We start from the raw sequence: 16,701 nt of genomic DNA, 5'->3' as shown, positions 1-16,701 counted from the left end.
GAGGCATTCATGCACGAGCAGACCCCGTCCATCCCTCGCCCGGTCCGCAGGGAGCGGCCGTACCGGTCCGTCAACGGATACGGCATCGTTGCCGTGGCGCTGCTGATCCTTGCGGTCGGCGCCTGGGTTCTCGTGCGGCGGATGATGCCGCTGCCCCTGAGCATCTTGCTGATCGTCGTCGGCGTCTCGCTGCTGCCGGGGCTGTACATGCTCAAGCCCAACGAGGGCATCATCCTCACGCTCTTCGGCAAGTACCAGGGCACCGACCGCAGCGAGGGCTTGCGCTGGACCAACCCGTTCCAGGCCGGCCAGAAAATCTCGCTGCGCGCGCGCAACCTGAACACGCCGCCGCTGAAGGTGAACGACAAGCGCGGCAACCCGGTGGAGATCGGCGCGGCCGTGGTCTGGCGCGTGCACGACACGGCGCAGGCCGTGTTCGAGATCGACGACTACAACAAGTTCGTCGCCATCCAGTCCGAAGCCGCCATCCGCCATCTGGCCACGCTCTACGCCTACGACAGCGGCGACGACCTGCAAAGCGACGAGGTCACGCTGCGCGCCGGCCTGGACGTGGTGGCCGACGCCCTCAAGGCCGAGCTGAACCAGCGCTTTGCCAGCGCCGGCGTCGAGGTGCTCGACGCCAAGCTCACGCACCTGGCCTATGCGCCAGAAATCGCTCAGGTGATGCTGCGGCGCCAGCAGGCCGTGGCCATCGTGAGTGCGCGGCACCAGATCGTGGCGGGCGCGGTCGGCATGGTCGAGGCGGCGCTCAAGGGCCTGTCGGAGCGCAACCTCGTCGTGCTCGACGACGAGCGCAAGGCCTCGATGGTGTCGAACCTGCTGGTGGTACTGTGCTCGGACCGCGAAACCCAGCCCGTGGTCAACACGGGCACGCTCTACACCTGATGCATCCACGGCCCCCGCTCACCGCCGCCACGTCGTTGTTCCCTGATGGCCAGTCCCGGTAAGAAGTCCTACCCGCTGCGCATCGATCCGGCCCTGTGGGCCGAGATCGAGCGGCTGGCGGCCCAGGAGCTGCGCAGCGCGAACGCGCAGGTCGAGTTCCTGCTGCGCGAAGGGCTGGCGAAGCGGGGGCGCCTGCCGGCGGCGGCTGCGCCCGCCAAGGACGCGGACCCGCCCAAGCCCTCGCGCTAGTAGTAACCCCGAATTTCCTGAAGGCCGATTGACAGCCTCGGCCCCTACGATGGGACGGCACCCTTCATCAGGAGACACACGCCGTGACCACCTTCGCCCTCCGTTCCGCCCTGACCCGCCGCGCCGCCCTGGCGCTGGCCGCCTCCTTCGCGCTCGCCGGTTGCGTCAGCACCCCACCCGCCACCACGGGCGACATCCACGTCATGACCTCCGGCGGCTTCACCGCCGCCTACAACGAGCTGCGCCCCGGCTTCGAGCGCAGCACCGGCCGCAGCGTGAAGACGGCCTATGGTGCGTCGATGGGCAATGCCAGCGACTCGATTCCCAGCCGCCTGGGGCGCAACGAACCCGCCGACGTCGTGATCCTCGCACGCCCCGCGCTCGATGCGCTGGTGGCGCAGGGCAAGGTGGTGGCGGGCAGCCAGGTCGACCTGGTGCGCTCGTCGATCGGCTTCGCGGTGCGCAAGGGCGCGCCCAAGCCCGACATCGGCACGGTCGATGCGCTCAAGCGCACGCTGCTCGCGGCGCCGTCGATCGCCTATTCGGCGAGCGCCAGCGGCACCTACTACGAGACCGAGCTGCTCAAGAAGCTGGGCATCGAGGACCAGGTCAAGCCCAAGAGCAAGCGCATCCTGAGCGAGCGCGTGGGCACGGTGGTGGCGCGCGGCGACGCGGCCCTCGGCCTGCAGCAGGTGAGCGAGCTGCTGCCCATCGAGGGCATCGACTACATCGGCCCGCTGCCCGCCGAGGTGCAGCGCGTGACGGTGTTCTCGGCCGGCGTGGCCACGGCCTCGAAGCAGCCCGAGGCGGCGCGCCAGCTGATCCGCTACCTCAACTCGCCGGCCGCGGCGCCGACGATCGCGAAGACGGGGCTGGAGCCCATGTCCGCGCGCTGAACTGCGGCCGCACGGCTCGTAAACTGGCGGCCTTCATCCCCTCCTTCCTCCTTCCCGACGAACGGACGCCATGACCACTTCGCCCTCTTCCGCCCTCGTGACCGCCTTCGCGCCCAGCGGCACGCTGCGCGCCTCGATCAACCTCGGCAACCCGATCCTGGCCAACAAGGACGCCACCACCGGCGAGCCCGTCGGCGTGTCGATCGACCTGGCCCGCGAGTTCGCGCGGCGCCTTGGCGTGGGCATCGAGCTGGTGGTGTTCGAGAAGGCCGCGGCCTCGGTGGACGCGGTGAAGAACGAGAAGGCCGACATCGGTTTCTTCGCGGTCGATCCGGCACGCAGCGAAGGGCTGCGCTTCACGGCGCCTTATGTGCTGATCGAGGGCAGCTACCTCGTGCCCGAATCTTCTGCGCTGACCGACAACGCGCAGGTCGATGCTGCAGGCCACCGCATCTCGGTCGGCTCGGGCAGCGCCTACGACCTGTTCCTCACGCGCGAGATCAAGGCGGCCGAGATCGTGCGTCTGCAGGGCGCGGGGCCTGCGCTCGCTGCATTGCGCGCGGGCGAGGTCGAGGTGGCGGCGGGCATCCGCCAACTGCTCGAAGGCGAAGCGGCCCGTGCACCTGGGGTGCGTGTGCTGCCGGGGCGCTTCATGGTGATCCAGCAGGCGATGGGGACGCCGGCCAGCCGGGGGGCCGAGGCGCAGGCGCTGCTCTCTTCCTTCATCGAGGAGATGAAGGCTTCAGGCTTCGTGGCCGATGCGTTGAAACGCCATCGCATCGAAGGCGCGATCGTTGCGCCGTAACTAGGCGCTCCTGTTCAGGGCGCGTGCACAGGCCACCGGGTACTTCCCTCCGCGAATGTCCCCCGGCCTGCGGCCTCCTCCTTGATTTCGCTGCGGGAAGCACCCAGTGTCCTGCGCCCGCTAGGCGCTGTCGTGGTGGCGGCCTCTCAAAGCTTGTGCGCTTCCACAGGCCCCTGCGAATAGAACAGAAAGTAGCCCGTCTGCGTCTTGAAGCCGTTCTTCTGCCACCCGGGCGGCACCTTGAAGATACCGAGCTGGTCGCTCGAGATGCCGACGAACGACGTGTTCTCCGTGTCGGTGGTGATGCGGCTCCAGCGCTCGCGCGTCACCGGCTGCAGCTGCATCTTGGGCTCGCTCCATTCGGGCGTGCGCACCTTGTCGCGCATGATGTAGCGGTCGCCGTCGCGCTCGATCTTGACGACCTCCTTGAGCACGCCGTTGCGTTCGACGGCGTAGACGCCGACCAGTTCGGTCTCGGGCCCGCCGCGCGCGCCGCAGGCCGAGAGCAGCGAGACGCAGGCCACTGCCAGCAAAGAGTTCAGAAGTGTTTTCATGAGATTCGAATGGGGTGGCGCATGCGCCGCCAGGCACGCCCAGCGGCACATGCGGGATTCACGAAAGAAGGCTCAACAACTCAACGCTTCTGGTTCTCGCGCAGCGGCAGCTTGCCCTGGAAGCGCAGTGCGTGCGGGTACTCTTCCTTGCCGCCCGCCTCCACCGCCGCCATCTTCTGCTGGCTCAGCTGCGTCTTGGCGAGCAGCGGTGCCGGCAGGTTGAGCACGCCCTTGATCTGGTCGTACTGCGCCTGCGTGATGCGCCCCACGCCCAGCAGGCGGAAGGCATCGCGCTCGATGTTCAGCAGCAGCGGCTTGTTGCCCGCGAAGTTCTGCACCTTGGCCAGCAGGTTGCTCCACGAAGGCGCGCTGTAGTTGCTCACGTAGTAGTCCTGCCCCGTCGGCCCGGCGAGCACCGCGGTGCAGCCCGGCAGCTCGACCTGCGTGGCGTTGTTCGACATCACGAAGGTCTCGCGCTTTTCCATCGCGTCGCCGTACGCCAGCGTGACGGGAATGGTCCACGTCGAGGCCGGGAACTGGTTCTGGTTGGGGAACGACTCCTGCGTGATGTTCACGTAGGTGCGGTCGCCGGCGCACTGCGCGTCGACCGTGAGCAGCGGAATGCCGGTCTGGCGGATGAAGCTGTCGCCGATCTCGCTCACCTTCTTGCCGCCGGCGGCCTTCTCCAGCGAGGTCCACAACCGCGTGGGCGTGACGTTGCCGAACGCATAGTCCTTCAGGTAGATCTGCAGGCCCTTCTGCATCGCCTCTTCGCCGATGTAGTTCTGCACCATCTCCAGCACGTGGCTGCCCTTGTTGTAGACAAAGATCGCCGGGCTGATGAAGCCGAAGGAGCCCGCGTCGTTCAGGTTGCGCTGCACCGGTACGGCCGAGGGCTTCAGGTCGGCCACGATCACGTTGTGCTTGTCCAGCACGTAGTCGGAGAAGCTGTAGTACTCCGGGTGGAACTTGATCGTGGTGCGCCGTTCGAACCAGCGCGCGAACGACTCGTTGAGCCACACGTTGTCCCACCAGTCGAGCGTGACGAGGTCGCCGAACCACTGGTGCGCCACCTCGTGCGTGACCACGGTCACCGAGTACAGCGTGGGCTTGTCGCCGGGCTTGGTGAGCACCGCGTCGGCAAACTCGAAGATCGCACCCCAGTTCTCCATGCCGCCGAAGCCGGTGTTGGGCTTGTTGTCGTAGCTGTCGTTGGCGGCCACGGTGTCGAACTTCTTGAAGGGCAGCGAGATGCCGGTGTACTTGTAGTAGTAGTCCATCGACACCTTGGTCCACTCCATCGCGAACTTGGCCCAGTCGGAGCGGCCCGGCGGCGTGAACCAGCGCAGCGCCATGTCGCTGCCGTCCAGCGGGTTCTTGAAGGTGTCGGCCAGGATGTCGAACTTGCCGCCGCCGAAGAAGGCCAGGTACATCGGCATCGAAGGCGTCTTCTCGAAGGCCACGCGCTGGTAGCCGTCGGGCAGTTTCACGGCCTCGGTCTGCGCGCCGTTGGACACGGTCTTCCAGTCGCCCGGCACCTCGGCCGAGATCTCGAAGGTGTGGCGGAAGGCCGGCTCGTCCCAACCCGGGAACCACTGGCGCGCGAAGTTGGTTTCGCCCTGCGTCACGATGGCGTCGCTGCTCACGCCCTCGGGCGTGGACAGGCCCACCTTGAAGATGCCCGACGCGGCCGAGCACAGCGGGTTCTTCGCCATCACTTCCGGCGTGCAGTACTCGGCATCGGAGAACTGGATCTTGCCGTCCCACTCCATGTGCAGCAGGTACTTGCCCTTGGCGATCTGGCCGTCGTTCAGGCGCAGCTGCACGAAGTCGCCGCGCGTCTGCGGCGTGGGAATCAGCGGGATCGCCTCGCCCGGCTTGGACACCTTGCGCAGCGTGGTGCGCCCGCGCGCAAAGTTGAGGTCGTGCGCGGCGACGACGATGGCGTCGACCGGCTTGAGCACGTCGATCTCCACGTCGGCGCGGCCCACGAACGTCTTGAGCGCCGCATCGGGGCGGAACCACAGCTTGTAGTTCACGGGCCAGACCGTGTCGGGCAGCTCCATCGGCCGGGCCGAACGATCGACCGCGGCCACTGCCGATTCGGGTGCGGCGGGCACGCCGTCGTCGGGGGTCTTCTTGGTGGTGTCGCCGCCGTCGGCCGCGGGCGCGTTGGCCAGCGACGGCGCATTCAGGCCGGAGCCGCCGAAGGATGCGCCACCGCCGCTGTCTCCGCCGCCGCCGCAGGCCGTCAGCGCGGCGAGGGTCACGGCCGTGAGGGCCAGGCAATGAACGACAGGTGTATTCAGTGATTTCATGATCGCCTCTGGGTACTCTTGGTAAGGAACATGCGCCGCACCGCAGGCACCGGCGGATAGCCGGCGATGCACGTGACGCGCGCGGGATGAGTGGAACGACAGATCAACAGGAAATGCGGGCAGCACAGCGCCCTCCCGGCGAACAAACCGTTCGTCAGGAACGCAGGCTCAAGCCGGACCGCACCGCGTGTGCTGCGGTGGTCCCAGGATGCGCGGGGCGAGCGGCGCCATTCCCGTCAAGACGCGGGGTGTGGGGGGAGCGTGTGAACGCGGTGGGGTGTCGCGGGCCGGGCTCAGTGCCCGTGCATCGACGCGATGCGTTCACCCGTCAGGTGAACGGCCGGGGCCATGGCGAAAGCGATGGCGACGGCAAGACTGGCTGCGGCTCTTGTGGTTGATTTCACGCGCATTCCCTCGTCCGTTGAAGTGCACGCAGTTGTAGCTGATCGATGCAATGAGCTCAACGATCCGCGGAACTTTTCTCTCTCCAATTGTTCGCGCGCGATAGGCCGAATGGCGTCATGGCACGCGACGCGTGCCATGCGATACGAAGATGGTTCTGCGACCGAAACACCTGCTCACGCAGATGACAAAAACACGGGGCCTTCACTGTGACGAAGCGGCCACAGTACGAAGGTTCAAGCCGCGGCGAAGGCTACGAAAGCTGTGAACCAGAGACTGCAGCGGTGCGTTGCGCACGCTCGCGCCACCACAGCAAAAAGCCGCATGCGAACACGACGACCTGCGTGCCGATGAGCAGTGCAAAGCCCGCGAAGAAACCCGCCGCCGACGAGGCCGCGGTCACCGCCGTGTTCGCCGCGCCCGATCCATGCGACACCGCGCTGATCACGCCGCCCATCAGCGCCGGCATGAAGCCCGCCACGAGGCTGCCCACGCCGTTGGTCACGCCGAAGGCACTGGCCGTGTGCTCGGGCCGCGAGCAGTGCTGCACGGTGCTCGGAATGGCGGGGCTCTGCAGGCCCCAGAAGAAGTTCGCCGCTACGAGGCAGGTCGCGGCCATGTACGGGTCGCGCGCATTGATGGCCAGCAGCACCGACAGTGCCACGCCCGCGCTCGCGCCCATGAAGATGAAGGGCACGCGGTCACGCCCGAGCTTGTCGATGAGCACGCCGCCCGTGAACACCGCGAGCACGGTGGCGTACTGCGGCAGCGAGGCGATCCAGCCCATCTCGCGCAGCGAGAAGCCGCGCGCCTCGCGCAGGTAGGTCGGCAGCCAGTTGCTGCTGCCCCAGAGGTAGGCCAGCGCCGCCGAGGTCAGCAGCGTGATGAGGAACAGGTGCCGCGTGTGCAACGCGCCTTTCACGATGCCCGCCACGCGCGACATCGCATCGCCCAGCGACGAGGGCTTGATGCCGTCGCCGTGCCCCGCGGGCATGCGCACGAAGGCCAGCACCAGCGGAATGCCCAGCACGATGTTGAGCACGCCCAGCACGTGGAACGAGCTGTCCCACTCGAACTGAGTGAGCAAATAGCCCACCAGCGGATAGCCCACCGCCAGGCCCAGGCCCGTGCCCATGTTCACCAGCGCGTTGGGCTTGCCGTTCTCGTGGCTTTGGAAGTGCGCCTTGATGTACGACGAAGCCAGCGAGAACAGCGGCCCCTCCGACACGCCCAGCAGCACGCGCGACGCCAACAGCAGACCGTAGCTGTTGAACATCGGCGAGGCCCAGGTCACCACGCCCCACAGCACGAGGCCGTAGATCAGGCTGCGCCGCACGCCGAACAGCGCCGAGCAGAACGGCGTGAGCACGAAGGCCGAGATGCCGTAGCCCAGCATGAAGGCCGTGGCCAGCAGGCCCTGGCTCACGCGGTCGGAGGGGTCGAGCCCCACGTGCTTCAGAAAGGCCGCATCGGTGATCAGCACCGCGATGTTGATGCGGTCGACGTAAGAGATCGCCACGATCACGAACAGCGTGATGACGCCGTACCAACGGAAGTTCTTGCTCTGCATGACCGGGGCTCTCTCTTGGGGGTGCGCGCGCTGTGTGGCCGCGCCTAGAACATGTGGCGCATGCCGAACTCGACGCCGCTCGAGGCGCGGTTCGGCCGCGTGATGGCGCCGGCCAAAGCCTGCGTTGCGCCGTTCTTGTTGCTGATGCGGGCAATGGTTCCGTACACCGCCGTGCGCTTGGACAGGTTGTGCACGTAGCCCAGGGCCAGCTTCGACGTCGTGGGCTCGAGCACCGCATTGAGCGGCTCCAGCTTGTAGCGCGCGTACGAGGCCTTGATCTCGCCCGGCCCGATGGGCAGCTGGAAGCCGACCAGCACGCCCTTGGCGTCGGTGCTGCCCTTCGATTCCTTGTACAGCTCGCTCGTGAGCTTGAGGTTCATGAGCGCCGCATCGAAGGTGTAGGACGCACCCAGGTTGGTCACGCGCAGGTCGCCGGCGGCGTAGCGCGTGCGGCCGGTGGCAATGGCCACATTGAGGCCGCCGCTCTGGTAGCCGAAGCGCGCGCCGGTGTGCTGGCCGTCGCGCTTGTTCGACACCTGGGTGCCGGGCAGCACCGAGGTCGAATCGTTCTCGCCCATCGCGTACATCACCTGGCCGTAGAAGCCGCCCAGGTTGGCCGGCAGGAAGTAGCCGATGCTGTTCGAGGCGCGCGTGCCGGTGGGTGCCACCAGGCCGCCAAGGCCCGAGAAGTAGATCTGGTTGGCGCCGATGCCGCCGCCGGTGCCGAAGGGGTCGAAGATCGCGGTGTTCCAGAAGGCGGGCACGTAGTCGCGGCCCAGGCGCACTTCGCCGAAGGGGCCGGCCAGGCTCACGGTCGAGCGGCGGTTGAAGCTCAGCACGCCGGGCGTGCCGTTGCCGCTGGCCTGGTTGTTGGAGTTCGAAGGAAAGCCCGTGCCGCTGTCGTTCTGCAGGCCCATCTCGAGCCAGAAGTTGGCCGAGTAGCCCCCGCCGAGGTCTTCCGTGCCGCGAAAACCGAGGCGGCTGAACATGTTGCCGCTGTTGCCCAGCTGCGTCTTGTGGGCCGATCCGTTGCCGCTGCCACGCGTGTAGACCACGGAGGCATCGACGACGCCGAACAGCGTCACGGAAGATTGGGCCAGCGCTCCGCCAGCCGCGGTGGCCGCAGCCATCGCGATCAAGTACTTTTTCATTGAATGTCTCGGTTGGTTTTTCTCTCGGCCGTCTTTTCGGTTGTGGCCTTCTCGTTCAGATGTCCAGCACCAAGCGCTCGCCCTTGCAGCGAGAGACGCAGATCATCATGGTCTTGTTGGACGCACGTTCGATCTTGGTGAGGATGCCGTCGTGGTGATCGACTTCGCCCTCGAGCACCGCCGTTTCGCAGGCGCCGCAGACGCCTTCCTTGCAGCTGTGGTCGGGGTTGAGGCCAGCGTCGATCAGGCTGTCGAGAATCGACTTGCCCGGAGGCACTTCGACACTCTTGCCGCTCTTGGCGCACTGCACCACGCAGGTCTGGGTGGCGCTGGGCGCCTCCACATGCACGGCGGCGAAGCGTTCGATGTGGGCGTTGGCATAGCCCAGTTGCTCGCAGCTCTTTTCGAAGGCGTCGAGCATCGGCGTGGGGCCGCAGCAGTAGTAGTGGCTGGTGGCGCCCTTGCCGGCCAGCAGCGAGGCGAGGTCGGGCGGCGCGCCCTTCTCGTCGTCGAAGTGCCAGGTGAGCTGCACCGATTTTTCGGTGGCCAGCGCCTCGATGGCGTCGCAGAAGGCGGCTTCCTTGCGGGTGCGCGCGCAGTACACGAACTCCACCGGCTTGCCGATGGCGATGAGCCGCTGCAGCATGCACCAGATGGGCGTCACGCCGATGCCGCCGGCCACCAGCACCGAGCGCTCGGCGCCCTCTTCCAGCTTGAAGTTGTTGCGCGGTGCCGAGATGGGCAGCGTCATGCCCACGCGCAGTTGCTGGTGCACGTAGCGCGAGCCGCCGCGGCTCTTGCGGTCGTTGAGCACGCCCACCACGTAGCGCTGGTGGTCGCTCGAGGGGTTGCACAGCGAGTAGCTGCGCACCAGCCCGTTGGGCAGGTGCAGGTCGATGTGGGAGCCGGCCTCGAAGGCGGGAAAGTCCACCGCCGGCGTGGCCGGCCGGAACTCGACGCTGACGATGCCGTCGGCCTCGTAGCGCATGGTGTGCACGAGGGCGTTCAGCGTGGGAGAAGACATGGCGATGCTCGCTTGCTTGCAGTTCAGGCCGTGGCGGCCTCGGCTTGCGCCAGCTGCGCCTGCGCCAGGTTGCGCATGTGGCGGCGCAGCCGGACGATGCCCAGGTCGTGCTGGTACAGGTTCTCGTGCTGGTTGGCGTCGGCTTCCATCTCTTCGAGCATCACGCGGTCTTGTTCCAGCACGTGCCAGTGGCGCGCCTCGAGGCGGTTCTTGTAGAGGAAGCGCCAGGTGTCGCGCTCCCAGCCCGGCGCCAGCTTGCGTGCGCGCCAGAAGAAGGTGGCCGTCATGCCGTTGGCCATCGGCGAGAAGGCGCCGATGATGATGAAGTTGCCGCCGGGGCCGCCGGTCTTCGGGTACGGAATTTCCAGGCGCATCCAGTGGATGCCGGTGTCGGCCCACTCGGTCCAGTCGAAGTTGACGTTGCGCTGGCCTTCCTTCTCGAACACGAAGCCGATGTCGGTCGGGCGCACGCCGAACTTGGCGCTGGAGTCGCCTTCGGCCATCGAGTGCGACTGCTTGTGCAGGTAGGTGCCGTGCATCGGGTCCATCACGTTGTCCAGCACGTAGCGGTAGTCGCCCTTCCACTCCGTGTAGCACAGGAAGTTCGAGTACTCGGCCTCGTCGGTCAGCTGCTCGGGCAGCACCAGCGGCGGCGGCACGTCGACCGGCTCCTTCGAGTTGTAGAGGAACACGGCGCCCGCGCGCTCCTGCACATGGAAGTGGCGCGTGGCGCGCGAGCCTTCGAGCTTGCAGCCGGGGCTGCCGGGCACGCGCGTGACCACGCCGTCGTGGCGCACTTCGACGCCGTGGTATGGGCACGAGAGGCGGTCACCCAGCACCACGCCCTGCGACAGCGGCGCACCGCGGTGCGGGCAGCGGTCTTCCAGCGCGTGCAGCACGCCTTCGCCGTCGCGCCACAGCGCGATCTTGCGGCCGAGGCGGCGCAGGGAGATGGGGTTCTCCTTGATGAAGTGCGAGGGGCAGATCGGGTACCAGAGGTCCTTCAGGCCGATCTCGAGCAGGTGGTCGACCGGATCGGCAGGGGCCGGTGCGACGGGACGGATGGCGATGGTCATGGTGGTTCTCCTCAGGCGGCCAGCGTGGCCATTTCCTTGCGGTACAGCGCCTCGGTCCATGCGAGGCCGCCCGGCGTGGCCAGGCCGCTGTCGTTCAGGCGCTGCACCAGGCCCGGCAGGTCGTGGATGCCGTCGGCATAGGCGCGTTCGATCACGTCGCCCAGCAGGTCTTCGTAGGTGGTCGCGGGGCGCTGGCGCGCCTGGTGCGGTTGGAGAAAGCGGTCTTGTTGCATCGTGAGCCTCCGTAAGCGAGGGGAAAAATTTCAGGCAGCGGCAGCGACGGCGCCCTGCGCCGGCACGCCCAGCGGCACGGCCCAGGCGTCGTAGGCGTACACCCAGTCGGCGTTGCCGCCTTCGCGCAGCCAGTTGTTGCCGCGCGAGCCGAGCTGCACCTGGCTGGCGCGCTCGATACGCGCGGTCTGGTAGGCCTGCAGCGCGGCGGGAATGCCGGCCATGGCCACGCCGTCGAGGTGGCGCGACAGCACCACGGCGTCTTCGATCGCCATGCCGGCGCCCTGCGCCATGAAGGGCAGCATCGGGTGCGCGGCATCGCCCAGCAGCGCCATGCGGCCCTGCGCCCAGGCGGGCATGGGGTCGCGCTCGTACAGCGCGGTTTTCAGCACCGTGTCGCAGGCGTCGAGCAGCGCGCGCGCCTCGGGGTGGTAGGCCACGTACTGCTCGCGCAGTTCGTCGACGCTGCCCGGCGCGGTCCACGACTCGAGGTGCCAGGTGTCCTGCGGCGTGGTGGCGAAGATGAAGATGTCCTTGCCGCGGTTCAGCGGGAAGGTGACGATCTGGCTCTGCGGGTTCGGGCCCCACCACTTGGTGAAGGCGCCCAGGTTGGGCACGCCGGCCACGCGCTCGGCGGGCACCACGGCGCGGTAGGCGACGATGCCCGTGAAGCGCGGGCTCTCGGCGCCGAACATCGCGGTGCGCACACCCGAGTGGATGCCGTCGGCGCCGATCAGCGCGCCCACGCGGGCGCTGGTGCCGTCGCTGAACGACAGGGTCACGCCCTTGTCGTCGGCCGCGATGGTCTCGGCACGCTTGCCGAGCGCCACGCGTTCGGCGGGGAACATGTCGGCCAGCGCGGCCAGCAGGTCGGCGCGGTGGATGGTGAGCTGCGGCGCACCGTAGCGCTGCTCGGCCGAGTCGGCCATTTCGAGACGCGAGGTTTCTTCGCCGCTGTCGTAGGTGCGGCTGATGCGGTGCGACGGGCGGGCCGCCGTCACGCGGGCGGCGTCGCCCACGCCCAGGCCGTCGAGGGCGCGCACGGCGTTGGGCGTGAGGTTGATGTCGGCGCCGACGCGGGCGAACTGCTTGGCCTGCTCGAACACGACGACGTCGTGCCCCGCGCGGCGCAGTGCGATGGCGGCGACCAGGCCGCCGATGCCGGCACCGACGATGCCGATGGTGGATTCACTTGTCTGCATGGTCTCTGTCTCTCTTTGTTCTTGGGGGTGGCTCACTCGGCCACGATGTTGCGGGCCTTGATGATCCGGGCCCAGACGGCCGTCTCATCGCGGATGTGGGCCGCGAACTCGGCGGGCTTCATGGCCGCATCGGTCATGCCCTGTGCCTTCAGGCGTTCGCGCACGTCGGGCTGGGCCAGCATCTCGGCCGCATCCTTGGCGAGCTGCTCGACCACGGCGGGCGGCGTGCCCTTGGGGGCCAGCAGGCCATACCACGAGGTCACGGCCACGCCCTGGATGCCCTGCTCCGCCAGCGTGGGGATGTCGGGCGCGGCGGCGCTGCGCTTGGCTTCGGTCACGCCCAGCGCGACGAGCTTGCCGTTCTTGATGAAGGGCATGGTCGCGGGCAGGTTGCTGAACATCAGCGGCACCGAGCCGCCGAGCACGTCGTTGAGCGCGGGCGCCGTGCCCTTGTAGGGCACGTGCAGCAGGTCGATGCCGGCCTGCTGCTTGAACAGCTCGCCCGCCAGGTGCAGGCCGCTGCCCACGCCGGGCGAGGCATACGACAGCGTGTTGGGCTTGGCCTTGGCCATCGCCACCAGTTCCTTCGCGCTCTTGATGCCCGAGGCCGGCGACGCCACCAGCACGTTGGGCGCCTTGGCGAGCATGGTGACGGGCACGAAGTCCTTCTCGATGTTGAACGGAAAGTTCGGCATCAGCGTCGGGTTGATCGTGAGGTTGCCGGCCGGCACCACGAGCAGCGTGTGGCCGTCGCCCTTCGCACGCTTGACCTTGTCGATGCCGATGTTGCCGGCCGCGCCCACCATGTTCTCGACCACGGCCGCCTGGCCGTAGCGCTTGGCCAGGCCGTCGGACAGGATGCGGGCCAGCGTGTCGACCGGGCCGCCGGGCGGGAACGGCGAGACGATGGTGAAGCGGTCGCTCGACAGCTGCTTGTGCGCGTCGCTCTGCGCATGCGCGGGCAAGGCGATGGCCAGCGCCGCGGCGGCCAGCAGGGAGAAAGAAAAACGTCGTTGCATGAGGGTCACCGGGTTCACTTCTTTTCCGTCAGGAAAGCACCTTTCGGGCCTTCGGCGTTTTTCTGGCGGCGCGTGTGGCCATCGAGGCCGCCATCGACCGCCCATTCGGCGAACACGGTCGGGCCGGGTTCGAACTCGCGCGGCTGCCAGTCGGCGGTGAGCTGGTCTTCGTCGGCGTAGTACTCGATGAGGCCGCCGGCCGGGTTCTTGAAGTACCAGAAGTACGCCGACGACACCGGGTGGCGCCCCGGGCCCAGCTGGGTGTCCCAGCCGCAGCGCGAGAAATGCAGGCCACCGCCGAACACCTCGTGGATGTCGCGCACGGTGAAGGCCACGTGGTTGAGCCCGCGCTTGCCCGAGGGAATCTGCAGCAGGAACAGGTCATGGTGGCCGCCCTCGGGCGCGCAGCGCATGAAGGCGCCGCGGTTCGGATAGCCGTCGGACGACACGAAGCCGAAGCGCTGCGCATAGAACGCGCTCGTGCCCTTCACATCGCTCACGAAGAACACGACGTGGCCGACCTCGATCGGCGTGGCGCGTTCGTAGATCGGTGCGGGCTGGTTCACGCGCGGCTTGGCGTTCCAGGTGTTCATGGCGCCGCAGTCGACCTCGACCGCGCGCTTGCGGCTGACCTGCAGGCGCACGGCCAGGCCGTTGGGGTCGGTGCAGCCGATGCGGCGCGCGCCGTCGACCGTGGTGTCGGTGAAGGCCGGGTCCTGCGCGATGGCGGCGGCGTAACGGTCCAGGTCGGCGTCGCTTTCCACGCCCCACACCACTTCGCGCAGCGTCGGGCCCTCTTCCATCGCGGGCGGCAGGCCGGGCTTGTCCCACGCCGCAACGACCACCTTGCAGCCGTTGAGGCACTCGAAGACGAGTTCGTCGGCGGCTTCGGACGTGAGTGAAAGGCCCCAGTCCTGGAAGAACTGGCGGCAGGCGGGCAGGTCGTCCGCGCCGTAGGTGATCTGGTCGATGCCAAGTACGCTCATCGTGTGCTCCTGTTCAGTTCGCCCACGGGAGCGGTTGTTCGTTCGTACCCCAGTACATGCTCTTCTGCTCCATGTACTGGAAGATGCCTTCGCGGCCCTTCTCGCGGCCCAGGCCGCTGTCGCGCCAGCCGCCGAACGGCGTCGAGACCGAGAACTGCTTGTAGGTGTTGACCCAGACCGTGCCGGCCTGCACCGCGCGGCCCAGCTTCCAGGCGCGCTTGAAGTCGCGGCTCCACACGCCCGCGGCCAGCGCGTAGACGCTGTCGTTGGCCTGCGCGATCAGTTCTTCCTCGTTGTCGAAGGGCATCGCGACCAGCACCGGGCCGAAGATTTCTTCCTGGCTGATGCGGGCGTTGTTGGTCAGGCCTTCGAGGATGGTCGGCTGGTAGAAGTAGCCCTTGTCGTAGTCCGCGCCGTGCGGGCGCACGCCGCCCGTGCGGATGCGCCCGCCCTCGGACACGCCCAGGTCCACATAGCGCTCGATGCCCTCGCGGTGCTTGGCCGTGATGAGCGGCCCCATCTGCGTGCGCTCCGAGGCCGGGTCGCCCACGCGCAGGGCATTGGCGCCTTCCGCCAGCCGCGTGAGGAACTCGTCATAGATGCCGCGCGCCACGAACAGGCGCGAGCCCGCGATGCACGACTCGCCCGACGAACTGAAGATGCCGTAGAGCACCCCGTTCACCGCATGGTCGAGGTCGGCGTCGTCGAGCACCATGGTGGGCGACTTGCCGCCGAGTTCGAGCGACACCGGCATCATCTTGTCGGCCGCGATGTGGGCAATGTGCTTGCCGGTGGTGGTGCCACCGGTGAATGACACGCGCTTGACCAGCGGGTGCTTGGTGATCGCGTCGCCAATCACCGAGCCCTTGCCCGGCAGCACGCTCACGATGCCCTTGGGCACGCCGGCCAGCTCGCAGATGCGCGCCAGCTCCAGCGCCATGAGCGGCGTGACTTCGGCGGGCTTCACGACCACCGCGTTGCCGGCCGCCAGCGCGGGCGCCAACTTCTGCGCTTCGCTCGCGATGGGCGAGTTCCACGGCGTGATGGCCGCGACCACGCCCATGGGCTCGTGCACGCTCATCGTGACGAAGGCGCCGCGCGAGGGGGTGATGGTTTCTTCGAGCGTCTCGAGCGCGGCGGCGAAGAACTGGAAGGTGCCCGCGGCGCTGGCCACGAGGTTGCGCGTTTCGCTGATCGGCTTGCCGTTGTCCAGGCGCTGTTTCTGCGCCAGCGACTCGCCCTCTTCGCGGATCAGCTGGGCCACGCGGTGCAGCACGGCGGCGCGCTCGTGCGGCAGGCGCTGGGCCCAGCCGCTGGTGCGAAAGGCGTGGTCGGCGCGCGTGATGGCTTCTTCGACGTCGGCCAGGCTCGCTGCCTTCAGGCGCGCGATGGGCTCGCCGGTGGCCGGGTACAGGCTTTCGTAGACGTCGCCGCCGCCCAGGCGCCATTCGCCGGCGATGCAGATCGGAAGGAGTTCGGTGGAAATCATGGGGTGGCTCAGATGGCAAGGGCCGCGACGCGGTTGCGCAGCGCGCGCACGGCGCTGTACACGGTCAGGGCCGAGGTCTTGGGGTTGGCCGCGAGCGGCTTGTTGCGCATGGTCAGCGCGAAGCTGCCGAAGGCGCCTTCGGCTTCGACGGTGTGCACGTTCTCGGTGGTGGCCGGGTCGGCAATGAGGCGCACCAGCGTCTGGTCCAGGCCCAGGCCCGCGAGCGAGACGGTGGCCGCCACGTTGGCGTTCTTCGGATAGAGCAAGGCGGCTTCGCGCGCGCTGCCTTCGAAGATGATGGTTTCGTGGGCCAGCGTGTCCAGGTTGCGGCCCTGCTCGGCCGGCGTGCCCTTCCAGGCCTGCGGCGGCTTGCGGCCGGTGTAGCGCACGCTGTCCAGGCCGCCGATGCGGGCCGCGGCGAGCGCGTCGATGCCGCCGATGGCGCCGGGAATCAGTTGCACCTGCGTGCGGCCGGCAACGGCAGCGGCTTCGAGCTTCTCGGCGAAGCCCGTGGCCGACAGCGCGCCCACCGAGGCCACCACGCAGGGCGTGCCGCGCGCCAGCGCGGGCAGCACGTGCTCTTCGATGGCGGCATGGCCGGCGGTCTCGACCACGAGGTCGATGCCGTCGGCGGGCACGGCGCTACCCACCTGCGCGTCGGGCGCGGCCTTCTGCGCGGCGGCAATGCCTTCGGCCGGCACGACGATGGCCACCACCTTCAGGGCGGGATCGCCGCGCAGCAGTTCGAGCACCGAGGTGCCGATGGCTCCGCAGCCGACGAGGGCGATGCGCGTGATGGCAGTGGTCATGCGTGGGGCTCCGC

The 16,701-nt window shown here is 68.1% G+C and carries 16 protein-coding genes; 4 read left to right on the top strand and 12 right to left on the bottom strand.

Going from position 1 to position 16,701, the window contains the following annotated elements:
• Positions 1 to 9: 9 nt before the first annotated feature.
• From AC1RGU_RS07680 to AC1RGU_RS07665, 4 genes are all read left to right on the top strand, one after another.
• Positions 10 to 906 carry an SPFH domain-containing protein gene (locus tag AC1RGU_RS07680; protein ID WP_095744991.1) on the top strand — a complete coding sequence of 299 codons (897 nt, stop codon included), beginning with the start codon at positions 10 to 12 and terminating at the stop codon, positions 904 to 906.
• Between the two features lie 45 nt (positions 907 to 951).
• Positions 952 to 1,155 carry a type II toxin-antitoxin system antitoxin gene (locus tag AC1RGU_RS07675; protein ID WP_062474617.1) on the top strand — a complete coding sequence of 68 codons (204 nt, stop codon included), beginning with the start codon at positions 952 to 954 and terminating at the stop codon, positions 1,153 to 1,155.
• A gap of 83 nt (positions 1,156 to 1,238) precedes the next feature.
• Positions 1,239 to 2,051: a substrate-binding domain-containing protein gene (locus tag AC1RGU_RS07670; protein WP_492695798.1), complete on the top strand. Its 813-nt coding sequence runs from the start codon at positions 1,239 to 1,241 to the stop codon at positions 2,049 to 2,051.
• Positions 2,052 to 2,121: 70 nt separating this feature from the next.
• Positions 2,122 to 2,856: a transporter substrate-binding domain-containing protein gene (locus AC1RGU_RS07665; RefSeq protein WP_492695796.1), complete on the top strand. Its 735-nt coding sequence runs from the start codon at positions 2,122 to 2,124 to the stop codon at positions 2,854 to 2,856.
• Between the two features lie 146 nt (positions 2,857 to 3,002).
• On the opposite strand, the gene AC1RGU_RS07660 is transcribed toward AC1RGU_RS07665, so the two are convergent.
• From AC1RGU_RS07660 to AC1RGU_RS07605, 12 genes are all read right to left on the bottom strand, one after another.
• Positions 3,003 to 3,410 carry a lipoprotein gene (locus AC1RGU_RS07660; protein ID WP_095947556.1) on the bottom strand — a complete coding sequence of 136 codons (408 nt, stop codon included), beginning with the start codon at positions 3,408 to 3,410 and terminating at the stop codon, positions 3,003 to 3,005.
• A gap of 80 nt (positions 3,411 to 3,490) precedes the next feature.
• Positions 3,491 to 5,728 carry a M1 family metallopeptidase gene (locus AC1RGU_RS07655; RefSeq protein ID WP_492695794.1) on the bottom strand — a complete coding sequence of 746 codons (2,238 nt, stop codon included), beginning with the start codon at positions 5,726 to 5,728 and terminating at the stop codon, positions 3,491 to 3,493.
• Positions 5,729 to 6,383: 655 nt separating this feature from the next.
• Complete coding sequence (locus AC1RGU_RS07650) at positions 6,384 to 7,700, bottom strand: MFS transporter (protein ID WP_492695792.1); 1,317 nt, start codon at positions 7,698 to 7,700, stop codon at positions 6,384 to 6,386.
• Between the two features lie 44 nt (positions 7,701 to 7,744).
• A complete protein-coding gene (locus AC1RGU_RS07645) occupies positions 7,745 to 8,851 on the bottom strand; it encodes a porin (protein WP_492695790.1) in 1,107 nt (368 codons plus the stop codon).
• A gap of 55 nt (positions 8,852 to 8,906) precedes the next feature.
• Positions 8,907 to 9,875 (bottom strand): PDR/VanB family oxidoreductase, encoded by a 969-nt coding sequence (locus AC1RGU_RS07640; RefSeq protein WP_492695788.1) that lies wholly within the window; start codon positions 9,873 to 9,875, stop codon positions 8,907 to 8,909.
• A gap of 23 nt (positions 9,876 to 9,898) precedes the next feature.
• On the bottom strand, positions 9,899 to 10,951 hold the full coding sequence (locus tag AC1RGU_RS07635; protein ID WP_492695786.1) for a Rieske 2Fe-2S domain-containing protein: 1,053 nt from the start codon (positions 10,949 to 10,951) through the stop codon (positions 9,899 to 9,901).
• Positions 10,952 to 10,962: 11 nt separating this feature from the next.
• The gene (locus AC1RGU_RS07630) at positions 10,963 to 11,184 is read right to left on the bottom strand and encodes a recombinase-like helix-turn-helix domain-containing protein (RefSeq protein WP_062474598.1); all 222 of its coding nucleotides are present in this window, start codon (positions 11,182 to 11,184) and stop codon (positions 10,963 to 10,965) included.
• 30 nt (positions 11,185 to 11,214) lie between these two features.
• Complete coding sequence (locus AC1RGU_RS07625) at positions 11,215 to 12,384, bottom strand: FAD-dependent monooxygenase (protein WP_492695784.1); 1,170 nt, start codon at positions 12,382 to 12,384, stop codon at positions 11,215 to 11,217.
• Between the two features lie 32 nt (positions 12,385 to 12,416).
• Positions 12,417 to 13,403: a Bug family tripartite tricarboxylate transporter substrate binding protein gene (locus tag AC1RGU_RS07620; protein ID WP_307693878.1), complete on the bottom strand. Its 987-nt coding sequence runs from the start codon at positions 13,401 to 13,403 to the stop codon at positions 12,417 to 12,419.
• 14 nt (positions 13,404 to 13,417) lie between these two features.
• Positions 13,418 to 14,389 carry a VOC family protein gene (locus AC1RGU_RS07615; protein ID WP_492695782.1) on the bottom strand — a complete coding sequence of 324 codons (972 nt, stop codon included), beginning with the start codon at positions 14,387 to 14,389 and terminating at the stop codon, positions 13,418 to 13,420.
• 13 nt (positions 14,390 to 14,402) lie between these two features.
• Positions 14,403 to 15,878, bottom strand: a complete 1,476-nt coding sequence (locus AC1RGU_RS07610; RefSeq protein ID WP_062474590.1) for an aldehyde dehydrogenase — start codon at positions 15,876 to 15,878, stop codon at positions 14,403 to 14,405.
• Between the two features lie 8 nt (positions 15,879 to 15,886).
• A complete protein-coding gene (locus AC1RGU_RS07605; protein WP_492695780.1) occupies positions 15,887 to 16,687 on the bottom strand; it encodes an aspartate dehydrogenase in 801 nt (266 codons plus the stop codon).
• Between the last annotated feature and the right edge of the window lie 14 nt (positions 16,688 to 16,701).

This window comes from Variovorax sp. GW823-FHT02B07, from assembly GCF_058797695.1.
This window is presented reverse-complemented; position numbering and strand designations above follow the sequence as displayed.